7 protein-coding genes are annotated in these 12,615 nt (G+C 73.5%); 6 read left to right on the top strand and 1 reads right to left on the bottom strand.

Annotated elements, in window-relative coordinates; genetic code table 11:
- Positions 1-65 precede the first annotated feature (65 nt).
- The 5 genes from ACGF5U_RS07200 to glgP all read left to right on the top strand — a co-directional run bounded on the left by ACGF5U_RS07200 (position 66) and on the right by glgP (position 8,853).
- On the top strand, positions 66-1,538 hold the full coding sequence (locus tag ACGF5U_RS07200) for a 4-hydroxyphenylacetate 3-hydroxylase family protein (protein WP_392711013.1): 1,473 nt from the start codon (positions 66-68) through the stop codon (positions 1,536-1,538).
- Positions 1,539-1,668: 130 nt separating this feature from the next.
- Positions 1,669-3,228 (top strand): MFS transporter, encoded by a 1,560-nt coding sequence (locus tag ACGF5U_RS07195; RefSeq protein ID WP_392711011.1) that lies wholly within the window; start codon positions 1,669-1,671, stop codon positions 3,226-3,228.
- A gap of 163 nt (positions 3,229-3,391) precedes the next feature.
- Entirely contained in the window at positions 3,392-4,513 is a 1,122-nt protein-coding gene (locus ACGF5U_RS07190) for a monodechloroaminopyrrolnitrin synthase PrnB family protein (protein WP_392711009.1), read from the top strand.
- A 14-nt stretch (positions 4,514-4,527) separates the two neighbouring features.
- On the top strand, positions 4,528-5,820 hold the full coding sequence (locus tag ACGF5U_RS07185; protein WP_392711007.1) for a flavin-dependent oxidoreductase: 1,293 nt from the start codon (positions 4,528-4,530) through the stop codon (positions 5,818-5,820).
- Positions 5,821-6,207: 387 nt separating this feature from the next.
- Complete coding sequence (gene glgP, locus ACGF5U_RS07180) at positions 6,208-8,853, top strand: alpha-glucan family phosphorylase (protein ID WP_392711005.1); 2,646 nt, start codon at positions 6,208-6,210, stop codon at positions 8,851-8,853.
- 391 nt (positions 8,854-9,244) lie between these two features.
- Here the strand turns inward: glgP and ACGF5U_RS07175 are convergent, their stop codons facing one another.
- Positions 9,245-11,281 (bottom strand): M4 family metallopeptidase, encoded by a 2,037-nt coding sequence (locus tag ACGF5U_RS07175; protein WP_392711003.1) that lies wholly within the window; start codon positions 11,279-11,281, stop codon positions 9,245-9,247.
- Positions 11,282-11,581: 300 nt separating this feature from the next.
- Between ACGF5U_RS07175 and bla the strand changes: the two genes are divergently transcribed.
- Positions 11,582-12,589 (top strand): class A beta-lactamase, encoded by a 1,008-nt coding sequence (bla, locus tag ACGF5U_RS07170; protein ID WP_392818342.1) that lies wholly within the window; start codon positions 11,582-11,584, stop codon positions 12,587-12,589.
- Positions 12,590-12,615 lie beyond the last annotated feature (26 nt).

The raw sequence follows: 12,615 nt of genomic DNA, 5'->3' as shown, positions 1-12,615 counted from the left end.
TGCCGCAGGTGGGTGGGGCCGGACAGGCTCTGCTCCGGCAATGCCGTTCCGCAAGAGGAGAAAAGGTGACGAGGTCCGGTCAGGATTATCTGGAATCGCTGCGCGACGGCCGCGAGATATGGCTCGACGGCCGGCGGGTCGAGGACGTCACCCGGCACCCGGCCTTCCGGAACACCGCCGCGTCCTTCGCCGGTCTGTACGACCTGGCGCACGACTCGGAGCACACCCCGCTCCTCACCCGGGACGGTGTCCACCGCGCGTTCCACATCCCGCGCGGCTACGAGGACCTGGTCGCCCGGCGTAAGGCGTACAAGGTGTGGGCGGAGGCGAGCTTCGGCTTCCTCGGCCGCACCCCCGACTACATGGCGGGCGGCGCCGCCGGATTCGCCGCGCTGCCGGAGGTGTTCACCGGCGGCACGTACGACGGCGCCGCGAACGCCGTCGCGTACCACCGGCGGCTCGCCGACGGCGACCTGTACCCCGCCTTCACCATCACCAACCCGCAGATCGACCGCACCCGGTCCGCCGCCGAGCAGGAGGAGGACGACCTCGTCGTCCGGGTCGTCGCCGAGAAGGACGGCGGGATCGTCGTGCGCGGCGCCAAGATGATCGGCACGGCGGCCGTCTTCGGCAACGAGGTCGTCGTCGGCACCATCGAACCGCTTGCCCCGCAGGACGTCGAGCACGCCGTCTGCTTCTCCGTCCCGGTGAACACGCCCGGCCTGAAGTTCGTCTCGCGCACCTCCTACGAGGCGCAGGCCCGCAGCGTCTACGACAACCCGCTCTCGGCCCGCTTCGACGAGAACGACGCCCTCCTGGTCTGCGACGACGTCTTCGTCCCGTGGGAGAACGTCCTCACGTACCGCGACGTCGACGCCTCGTTCCGGATGTGGTGGCACACCCCCGCCTACCTCAACTTCACGCACCAGGCCGCCACCCGCTTCTGGACGAAGCTCGAATTCCTCACCGGTGTCGCCATCCTCCTCACCAAGGCCAACAACACCTACCAGCTGCCCCAGGTGACCCAGGTGATCGGCCGACTGCTCGGCAGGGTCGCCCAGGCCAAGGCGTTCGTGCTCGCCGCCGAGGCGTCGTACGAACAGGTCGACGGCGGCCGCGGCGGCGTCGCGCCGGGCAAGGACATCTCCTTCGCGCAGCGCATCATGGCCGGTGAGCTCTACCCGCAGACCCTCCAGGACGTCAAACTCCTCGCCGGAGGCGGTGTCATCCAGCTTCCCGCCTCCGGCGAGGACCTGCTCCACCCGGAGCTCGGCCCGCTCGTCAAGAAGTACATCCGCTCGCCCGGCACCCCCGCCGAACAGCGGATCAAGCTCCTGAAGCTGGCCTGGGACGCCCTCGGCTCCGAGTTCGCCGGACGCCACGAGCAGTACGAGCGCTTCTACCACGGCGCCCCCCACGTCTATCTGACGCAGCAGGCGTGGGAGGGCGACAGCGCGAGCTGCGAGAACCTCGCCCGTGCCTGCCTGGACGGCTACGGCCTGGCGGACACCGCCCGGACCACCGGGGCGTCCAGGTGAGGGGCGCGGCGGTGCGGCGCGGGGCCGAGCGGTGGGGGGCCGAGCGGTCCAGTGCCGCGCTGCGGGGGCCGGCGCGGTCTCGGCGGCCCAGGGCCGTGCGGTCCGGACCCGTTGGACACAGGCCCGTTCGGTGCGGGACCGTGTGGCGCGGGCCGGTGCGGCGAAGGGCGGCGCGGTGAACGGCGCCGCTCCGAAGGCGCGCGCCGCGCTCGCGCTGCTCGCCTCCACACAGCTGCTGCTGATCATGGACACCGCGATCGTCAACGTCGCGCTGCCGTCGATCGGCGACGACCTCGGCTCCGGCTCCGCCGGGCTGTCCTGGGTGGCCAACGCCTTCCTCATCACCTTCGGCGGGCTGCTCCTCATCGGCGGCCGCACCGCCGACCACTTCGGCCACCGCAAGGTGTTCCTCACCGGCCTCGCCCTGCTCGCCGCGGCGTCCGCGGCGGGCGGCCTGGCCGGCTCGGCCGCCGCGCTCGTCGCCGCCCGCGCCGTCCAGGGCGTGGGCGCCGCGCTGGCCGCGGCCGCCGCGTTCGCGCTGCTGCTGGTGCTGTTCCCGGACGGGCCGGGACGGCACAAGGCGCTCGGCGCGTTCGCCGCGATGGGCGGCCTCGGCGGGGTACTCGGCACGGTGCTCGGCGGTGTCCTCACCGACCTGCTGGGCTGGCGCTCCACGTTCTGGCTGAACGTCGCCGTCGCCGCGCTCATCGGACTGCTCGCCCCGCGCCTCATCGGCCCGGGGACACGCGGCGCGGAGCGGCGCTTCGACCTGCTGGGCGCCCTGACCGCCACCGGCGGCCTCGGCCTCGTCGCCTACGCCCTGGTCGGAGCGGGCGAGACCGGCTGGCTCGCCGCCCGGACCCTGGTCGCGGGCGGCGCGGGACTCGCGCTGCTCGCCGCCTTCGCCGTACTGGAGACCCGGGTCCGTCTGCCGCTGGTGCCGCCCGAAGTGCTGAAGCGGCCCGCGCTGCGCCTCGCCAACGGACTGAGCGCCCTCGGCCAGATGGCCATGTTCCCGATGTTCTTCCTGGTCAGCCTCTACCTGCAGAGCGTGCTGCGGTACTCCCCGCTGATCGGCGGGCTCGGGCTGCTGCCGCTCTCGCTGGTCGTCGTCGCCACCGCCCCGCAGACCGGCCGGATCATCGCCGGGTTCGGACTGCCCAGGACCATGACCCTCGGCTTCGGGCTGCTCGTGGCCGGCCTGCTGTGGCTCGCGCTCGCCCTGCGCGCCGACGGGACCTTCGTCACCACCGTCCTCGCGCCGAGCCTCGTCATCGGCGTCGCCCTGCCGCTGGTCATGGTCACCACCAACGTGGCCGCCACCGCCGAGGCCGCGCCCGAGGAGACCGGCCTCGCGTCCGGGCTGATCAACACCAGCCAGCAGTTCGGCTCCGTCCTCGGCCTGGCCGTCCTGGTGGCCGTCGCCACCACCCGCGCGGACACGGCGACACCGGCCGCGCAGACCGCCGGGTTCCAGGCCGCGCTGCTCGTCGGCGCCGCCTTCGCGGCGGCGGCCGCCCTGCTCTCCGTACGGCTGCGCCTCCCCGCGCCCGTCCCCGCGGCGCCCGCGCCCCTGTCCGGGGCCGCGCCCCTGTCCGGGGCCGCGCCCCTGTCCAAGGACTCCACGCCCGTACCCGCTCCCGCTCCCGGCCCGACGACGCGCCAGGACCAGACCGGGGACGCGCGGTGACCGACCGCGTGCCGGGCTGACCGAGGGCGGCGTGCCCCACGGCCGCCGCCGCGCCCGCCGCCCACGGCCGGGACGCCGGGCCGGAACGTTCCGCCCGGCGCCCGGCCGCCCCACTGCGAGCGGACGGCGCACCTTTCCATCCACACGCCCCAGGGGGGATCCCTTGACCCTGTACGACCTCGTCGCGCCAGGTCTCGACACCTGCGCCGAACCGCGCTACCGCATAGCCGAGATACGCGCCGCCGACCCGCTCGGCGCCGACGCCCTGCTGGCCGCCGTCCCCGCGATGAACCGCGACGCCGACGTGCCCGCGCTCACCGTCGCCCTGCGCGCCCTCGTCCCCGACCTCGACCGGGTCGCCGAGTGGAGCGTCGTGGAGGCGCTCGCCGGGATGCGGGACCTCGGGCTGCTGCTCGGCTCCCTGAAACGGCACGGCACCGAACCCGTCGCCGCCGTCCCCGAGGTCCTGCCGGTCCTCCAGGAACTCGGCCGCCGCACCGACATGGTGCCCCGCGACACCGTGCACCACTACACCACCTGGAACCCGCTCGGCCGCCGCCAGCGCATGTACACCGGCGAACCGATGGAGGCCCACCTCCAGGACGCCGTCCGCATGGTGTTCCCCAGCCTCGTCGCGGCGCTGGACACCTGCGGCGAACTGGCCCGCCTCGAACCGTACGAACCCGGGTTCGCGCTCGCCCTCGACCGCACCGCCCACCACGTCCAGGCGATGGTCGACTCCATCGACTTCACCGTCGCCAACGTCACGCCCGAGTTCTTCGCCAGGACCCTGCGCTCCTACTTCGAGGAGATCGACGTCGCGGGCCGCGACTACCTCGGCCCCGCGGCCGCCCAGGTCCCGCTGTGGCTGGTCGACCTGACGCTCTGGCAGTGCGACCGCTCCGACCCGCGCTACGACAGCTTCCTCGACGAGTCCGTCGAGTACAGCCTGCCGTCCTGGCGCGCCTTCTACACCACGCACAAGACGGGCGTCTCCGCCGTCAGCAAACTCGCCGGCGCCCTCAGCTGGGAGACCGTGCACCGGCTGCCGCCGCAGCTCATCGCTTCCGCCGTCTCGCTGTCCCGAGTCCTGCGCATCCTCAAGACGTTCCGGGCCCGCCACATCGGCATCGCCCGCAAGGCGTACAGCGACGACCTGAAGCTGTACGACGCGGGCAGCGGCGGCGCGCCCGTCGCCCTGCTGCGCGCCGTACTCGATCTGACCCGGGACAACGAGACGCTGGTGCGCCAGGCCACCGAACGGCCCCGCACACCGGCCGCGTGAGAGGACGGCCGGACATGACCCCGCACATCCTCATCGCCGGCGGCGGAATCGCCGGGCTCACCGCCGCGCTCGCCCTGCACCACAACGGATTCGAACGGATCACCGTCGTGGAGGCGGCCCGCGAGATCCGATCCGTGGGCGCCGGGCTGAACATCATGCCCAACGCCGTGCGCGAACTCGACGCGCTCGGCCTCGTCGAACGGCTGGAGACCCGCGCCGTACGCACCAGGGAACTGCGCTACTACCACGTGAGCGGCGCACTCGTCGCCCGCGAGGAACGCGGACTGCGCGCCGGCTACCGCTGGCCCCAGCTGTCCGTCCACCGCGCCCACCTCCAGCACGTCCTGGCCGAGGCCGTCCGTGAACGGCTCGGCTCCTGCGCCCTGGTCCCCGGTGCCCGCGTCACCGGCCTGGAGCGGCTCGCCGACGGCCGCGCCCGGGTCCGGCTCGACCACCACGACGGCACCGTCCGCAGCCGGGCCTCACTCGAGCCCGACGTGCTGATCGGCGCCGACGGCATCCGCTCCACCGTGCGCGCCGCCCTCCATCCCGACGAGGGCGAACCGCCCTGGAACGGCATGCTGGTGTGGCGCGGCGTCTCCCGGATGCCTGCACGCGACACCGCCCCGTTCATGGTCATCGCGGGCGACGACCGGCGCAAAGCCGTCGTCTACCCGATGACCGAGGCGACACTCAACGAGCCGGACGTCCAGGTCAACTGGGCCCTCGCCATGCCCGCCGACGCCGTGGACGAGGCCACGCGCGGCGACTGGAACCGGCCCGTACCGCTCACCAGGTTCCTCCACCACTACGAGGGCTGGGAGTTCGACGGCATCAACGTCCCCGAGGTCCTGCGCGCAGCCGACGCCGCGTACGAGTACCCGATGGTGGACCGCGAGCCGCTGTCCCGCTGGAGCCACGGCCGCGTCACCCTGATCGGGGACGCCGCCCACGCCATGTACCCGATCGGGTCCAACGGCGCCACCCAGTCCATCGTGGACGGCCGCGCGCTCGCCCACGCCATGGCCCTGCACCGCGACCCGGTGGAGGCCCTCGCCGCGTACGACGCCGCGCGCCGGCCCGCGATGACCGAACTCCAGCGGGCCAACCGGAGGCTGGGGCCGGAGGTCGTCATCAACCTGGCCCATGAACGGGCGCCCGGCGGCTTCACGGACATCGACACCGTGATCCCGCCCGCCGAACGCCGCGAGATCGCCGCCCGGTACGCCGCGACCGGCGCGTTCGACCCGGCGACGGTCAACCTCGGGTCGCCCTACGAACTCCGGAGGGAGCCCGCCCGGTCCTGACGACACCGGCCTGACGCACCGGTCCTGACGGTCGCCCACCGAGCCCCGAGCCGCCACTCGGGAGCTCGCCCGGAACCCCGCCGGACCGCCGGGGAGGTGCCGCCGGAACCCCGCCGGGACCCCCGGGAGCGCCGCCGGAACCCCGCCGGAACCCCGCCGGGACCCCCGAAGCGCCGCCCGAACTCCGCCGGGAACCCCGCAGGTCGCGCCTGGCCGTGCGCCGGGGCCCTCGCCGTCTTCGCGCTCCCCCGAGTGCGCCCCGCGTGTCGTGCGCGCCGTGCGCCGTGGCCGTGCGTGGCACGGGAGCATTACCTTCGTCGCAAGGAACGCGGACGCGTACCGTGGCGCGTCCGCCACTGTACGTATCTCCCTGCGAAGGTGGAACACGTGAAGGCAATCCGTCGATTCACCGTGCGCCCCGTTCTCCCCGAACCCCTTCGACCACTCAGCGACCTCGCGCGCAACCTGCGCTGGTCCTGGCACACCGAGACCCGTGAACTGTTCCAGGCCGTCGACCCCGACGGCTGGCGGACCTGCGGAGGCGACCCGGTGCGGCTGCTCGGCTCCGTGTCCGCCGTGCGCCTCGCCGAACTCGCCAAGGACCGCCGCTTCCTGCGCCGTGTCGCCGCGGTCGCCGACGACCTGGACGACTACCTGCGCGGCCGCAGGTGGTACCAGAACCAGAACGCCCAGGGCGGCGAGCTGCCCGCCGCCGTCGCGTACTTCTCGCCCGAGTTCGGTGTGACGGCCGCGCTGCCCCAGTACTCCGGCGGCCTCGGCATCCTCGCCGGCGACCACCTCAAGGCCGCCAGCGACCTCGGCGTCCCCCTCGTCGGCGTCGGCCTGCTCTACCGGCACGGCTACTTCCGCCAGTCCCTCTCCCGGGACGGCTGGCAGCAGGAGCACTATCCCCTCCTGGACCCGAACGAACTGCCGCTGACCCTGCTGCGGCGCCCCGACGGCACCCCGAGCAGGGTCACGGTCGCCCTCCCGGCCGGCCGCTGCCTCTACGCGCACATCTGGGTGGCCCAGGTCGGCCGCGTACCGCTGCTCATGCTCGACTCGGACGTCGAGGAGAACGGCCCCGGCGAACGCAACGTCACCGACCGGCTCTACGGAGGCGGCAGCGAGCACCGGCTCCTCCAGGAGATGCTGCTGGGAATAGGAGGGGTCCGCGCGGTCCGGGAGTACTGCGAGCTCACCGGCCATCCGGCGCCCGAGGTGTTCCACACCAACGAGGGCCACGCCGGGTTCCTCGGCCTCGAACGCATCCGCGAGCTGATGGACGCCGGTGAGCGGGACGGCCAGAGCGTCGCCTTCGACGCCGCGCTGGAGGCCGTACGGGCCGGAACCGTGTTCACCACCCACACCCCGGTCCCGGCCGGTATCGACCGCTTCGAGCGCGACCTCGTCGCCCGCCACTTCGGCGAGGGCGCCGAACTGCCGGGCGTCGACGTCGGCCGGATCCTCCAGCTCGGCCGCGAGACCTACCCCGGCGGCGAACCGAACCTGTTCAACATGGCCGTCATGGGCCTGCGCCTCGCCCAGCGCGCCAACGGCGTGTCCCGTCTCCACGGCTCCGTCAGCCGCGGCATGTTCGCCGGCCTGTGGCCGGGCTTCGACGCGGAGGAGGTGCCCATCACCTCCATCACCAACGGTGTCCACGCCCCCACCTGGGTCGCGCCCGAGGTCTTCCGGCTCGGCGCCCGGCAGATCGGCGCCCAGCGCGCCGAGGACGCCCTCAGCGTCGGCGGCTCCCAGCGCTGGGACTCCGTCGCCGACATCGACGACACCGCCATCTGGGAGCTCCGCCGCGAACTGCGCGAGCAGCTCGTGACCGAGGTCAGGACCCGGCTGCGCGCCTCGTGGCGCGAGCGGGGCGCCGGGGCGGCCGAACTCGGCTGGATCGACGGGGTGCTCGACCCGGACATCCTCACCATCGGCTTCGCCCGGCGCGTCCCCTCGTACAAGCGGCTCACCCTGATGCTGCGCGACCGCGCGCGGCTCCGCGAACTGCTGCTGCACCCCACCCGCCCGGTGCAGATCGTCGTCGCGGGCAAGGCGCACCCGGCGGACGACGGCGGCAAGCGCCTGGTCCAGGAGCTGGTGCGGTTCGCCGACGACCCGCGGGTCCGCCACCGGATCGTGTTCCTGCCGGACTACGGCATGGCGATGGCGAAGAAGCTCTATCCGGGCTGCGACGTCTGGCTCAACAACCCGCTGCGCCCCCTGGAGGCATGTGGGACCAGCGGGATGAAGGCCGCGCTCAACGGCTGCCTCAACCTGTCCGTACGGGACGGCTGGTGGGACGAGTGGTACGAGCCGGACTTCGGCTGGGCCATCCCGACCGCCGACGGCCCGACGACGGACGACGAGCGCCGCGACGACCTGGAGGCGAACGCCCTCTACGAGCTGATCGAGGAGCGGGTGGCGCCCCGCTTCTACGACCGGGGCGCGGGCGGGCTGCCCGACCGGTGGATCGAGATGGTCCGCCGCACCCTCGCCGCCCTCGGCCCCAAGGTGCTCGCGGGACGCATGGTGCGCGAGTACGTGGAGAAGCTGTACGCCCCCGCCGCCCTCGCCCACCGGTCGCTGGACCTCACGGCGGCCCGCGAACTCGCCGCCTGGAAGGCCCGGGTGCGCGCCGCCTGGCCCGGCGTCGCCGTCGACCACGTCGAGGTGGACGAGGCCAGCGGCGTCGCCGAGCTGGGCTCCACCCTGAGCCTGCGCGTCAGGGCGACGCTGGGCGACCTCCAGCCCGAGGACATCGAGGTCCAGGCGGTCGCCGGGCGGGTGGACAGCCACGACACGCTGACCGACGCGCGCACGTTCCCGCTCAAGCCCGCGGGCGGGCCCGACCAGCAGGGCCGCTGGGTGTACGAGGGCCCGCTCACCCTGGACCGCACCGGCCCGTTCGGCTACACCGTGCGGATACTGCCGGCGCACCGGCTGCTCGCGGTGGGCGCCGACATGGGCCTGGTCGCGGCGCCCACGGAGGCCACCGTGGAGGCCGCGGGGGTGCTGCTGCGCTGACCGGCCCGCCGGGTGACACGGCACGTGCCGCCCGTTCCCGTCCCGTCCGGCTCGTCGCCCCCTCCCCACGTGGGGGGCGACGAGCCGGTCCCAGCCTGCCGCCCGGCGCCCGGCGGGACATCCGCCCCGGGGCCGTACCCTCCTCGGCCGTCCGGCGGACCCCGGAGCCGTCCTCGGGGAGGAGGCGGGGGCACCGGAGCGCCCCCCTCGGGCGAGCCTCCCCGCGGGCGTGCTCCGAACCTCTGGACGCGCGTGCGGCCGCCCGGGGGACGAGCCCCGAGCGGCCGCACACGATGGCACCCATGTGACGACGTCCGTGTCGCGACGCCTATGTGACGACGTCTATGTCGCGACGTCCATGTGACGACGTGTCCGTGAGGACGCGTCGCCGTTACGGGAAGGTCAGCTTGACGCTGTTGATGTAGCCGGTGTCGTAGCGGGCCACGTCCTGGACCCGCAGCTGCCAGGTGCCGTTGGCGACCTCGCTGGAGGCGTTCACCGTGTAGGTCTCCTGGACGTTGTCGGCCGAGTCGGACGAGCTGGAGTTCTTCAGCCGGTAGGCCGAGCCGTCCGGGGCGACGAGGTCGATGACCAGGTCGCCGCGCCAGGTGTGCACGATGTCCACGCCGACCTTCAGGGCGGAGGGGGCGTTGCCGGCGACGCCGGTGACGGAGACGGGCGAGGACGCGGTGCCCAGGTCGGGGATGTTGACGTCGGCGGTGTTCTCGAAGACCTTGCCGGGGCCGGGGTCGCCGCCACCGGGGCGGGATCCGACGTTGACGCCGGCCCAGGCGTGCTCGACGGCCTTCACCTCGGCGCTGCCGGCGCCGTACAGCTCGGTGGCGACCGCGACGGTGCCGGTGCGGGCGGCCGCGTAGTTGGTGGTGCTGGTGAACTTGGTGGTGAGCGCCTTGAACCAGATCAGCGACGCCTTGTCGCGGCCGATGCCGGTGACGGGCAGGCCGTCGGAGGTGGGCGAGTCGTAGTTGACGCCGTTGATGGTCTTGGCGCCGCTGCCCTCGGAGAGCAGGTAGTACCAGTGGTTCGCCGGGCCGGAGGAGTAGTGGACGTCGATGCTGCCGATGCCCGAGTACCAGGCGTCCTTGGAGTTGCCGTCCTTGCTCGGCTTGTCCATGTACCGCAGCGGCGTTCCGTTGCCCCGGATGTCGATCTTCTCGCCGACCAGGTAGTCGCCCTTGTCCGTGGCGTTGTTGGCGTGGAACTCGACGGCGGCGGCGAAGATGTCGGACGTCGCCTCGTTCAGGCCGCCGGACTCGCCGCTGTAGACGAGCTTGGCGGTGTTGGAGGTGAGGCCGTGGGTCATCTCGTGCGCGGCGACGTCGATGGAGGTGAGCGGCTTGGCGTTGCCCGAGCCGTCGCCGTACGTCATGCAGAAGCAGCCGTCCTGCCAGAACGCGTTGACGTAGTTGTTGCCGTAGTGGACGCGCGAGTAGGGCGCGACGCCGTCGCCGCGCACGCCGTTGCGGCCGTGCACGTTCTTGTAGTAGTCCCAGGTGAGCGCGGCGCCGTAGTGGGCGTCCGCGCCCGCCGTCTCCAGGTTCGACGGGGTGCCGTCGCCCCACACGTCGTCGGAGCCGGAGAACAGCGTCCCGGTGCCGGACGTGCCCCGGTTGAGGTTGTACGTGCGGTGGTTGCCGCGCGCGGCGTCGGTCAGCGTGAAGGAGCTGCCGGACTGCGCGGTGCCGAGCGTCACCTGGCCGCTGTACTGGGTGTTGCCCGTGCCGGTCTCGACCGCCTGCCACTCGTACAGCTTCGCGCCGGTGGTGGCGTCGGTGACGACGTGCAGCTCGTTGGGGGTGCCGTCGTGCTGGATGCCGCCGACGACCGTCTCGTACGCGAGGACCGGCTTGCCCTGGGCCAGCCAGACCACCTTGCGCGGCGCCTGGTCCGCCTTCGTCGCCTTGGAGCCCTCCGCCTTGGCGGCGGCCAGCGCCTGCGCCTCGGCCTTCGCGGGGGCGACGTCGGCGCTGGTGTCGACGTTCTTCAGCTCAGCGCGGGACGCCTTGGTGACGCTCTCGGTCCTGCCCGCCTTCGTCTCGGCGACCACGAGGTCGCCACCGAGGACCGGGAGTCCGGCGTAGGTGCGCTCGTAGCGCGTGTGGGTGGTCCCGTCGCGGTCCTGGACGACATCGCGGACGACCAGCTTCTCCTGGGCGCCGAGGCCCAGTTCCCTGGCGGTGGCCGCCTTGCCGGCGTCGGCCGCGCGTATCAGCGCGGTGCGCTGGGCGGGGGAGAGATCGGCGGGCAGGGAGCCGGGGTCGGCCTGGCCCGCCGACTGGGACCGGGGGGCTGCCGTCGAGCGGTCGTCGGCGGTGGCCGCACCGGTCTGGACGCTCACGGTGAGCATGGCGGCGGCGGCTATCAGAGCGCCGGTCGCGGTGGCGCGACGGCTGGGCGTGGATCTCACGCAGACTCCTTTTGCGAGGGGGGTCCCGGGGGCTGGGTATGCCCCTCGGGTGGTGCAAACAGAGCGGCGGAGCAAGTGGTGCGGAGAACGGGGGAAGAGTGACAGCTACGCGCCGCACCTGTCAGGACCGCGTCAACACATTGGCCGGAACTCGTCCGTTGCCTGAAAAGTCATGTTCGTTAACCGGACGTTTCCGTCGATGGCACCCACGCCCCGGCCGCCGCGCCACGCCGGCGGAGCCGGCCCCGCTGCGGCGTGTGGCCCCTGCAACCGGTGGGGCGGATGGGAACGTCGTGACCTATGCCCGCCATCCGTACGAGAAAGGCATCGAGCGTGCGCCCTGAAATCCCCGGCCCGACGACCCCCACACCCCCCACCGCTCCCCTCGACGCCGCCGCCCCCGTCGCCTCCGCCCGCCCGAGCCGCCGGGGGATCCTGGCGGCCGGCGTGGGAGCGGCCGCCGCCCTGGCCGCCTTAGCGCCCGCCGGTACGGCACACGCCGCGCCGCGCGGCTTGGCGCGCCGGCTCCGCGCCCTGGAGGAGGAGCACGGCGCCCGCCTCGGCGTCTACGCCCACGACACCGGCACGGGCCGCACCGTCGCGTACCGCGCGAACGAACGCTTCCCGATGTGCTCGACGTTCAAGACGCTCGGCGCGGCGGCCGTGCTGCGGGACCTGGACCGCGACGGCGAGTTCCTGGCCCGCCGCGTCCACTACACGGAGCAGTTCGCGAAGGACGCGGGCTGGGCTCCGGTGACCGGCCGCGAGGAGAACGTCGCGGCCGGGATGACGGTCGCCGAGCTGTGCGCGTGCTCGATCACCCACAGCGACAACGCGGCGGCGAACCTCCTTCTCCGGGAACTGGGCGGCCCCACGGCCGTCACCCGGTTCGCGCGCTCGGTGGGCGACCCGGTCACCCGACTCGACCGGTGGGAGCCGGAGTTGAACTCGGCCGAGCCGTGGCGGGTCACCGACACCACCACGCCCCGCGCCATCGGCCGTACGTACGGCCGTCTCGTTCTCGGCGACGCCCTGGCGCCGGCCGACCGGGACCGGCTCACCGGCTGGCTGCTCGCCAACACGACCAGTGTCGCCCGCTTCCGCGCCGGGCTCCCCGCCGACTGGGCCCTCGCCGACAAGACCGGTGGCGGCTCGTACGGCACCAACAACGACGTGGGCGTCACCTGGCCCCCGGGCCGTCAGCCGCTCGTCCTGGCGGTCCTCACCACCAAGCCCGACGCGGCCGCCGCTGCGGACAACCCGCTGGTCGCGAAGGCGGCCGCGCTCCTGGCGGACGCCCTGGCCTGACGGGCGGAAACCCGCTCGTCCGCCCG

It is taken from the genome of Streptomyces sp. NPDC047886, from assembly GCF_043204435.1.
GTDB lineage: Bacteria > Actinomycetota > Actinomycetes > Streptomycetales > Streptomycetaceae > Streptomyces.
Note: the sequence above shows the minus strand (reverse complement) of the source record. Positions and strands in the feature narration are given on the sequence as shown.

Excerpts from the sequence above, each read along its gene's own strand:
- ACGF5U_RS07185 (WP_392711007.1), top strand. The coding sequence starts at position 4,528 with ATGACCCCGCACATCCTCATCGCCGGCGGCGGAATCGCCGGGCTCACC.
- bla (WP_392818342.1), top strand. The coding sequence starts at position 11,582 with ATGCCCGCCATCCGTACGAGAAAGGCATCGAGCGTGCGCCCTGAAATC.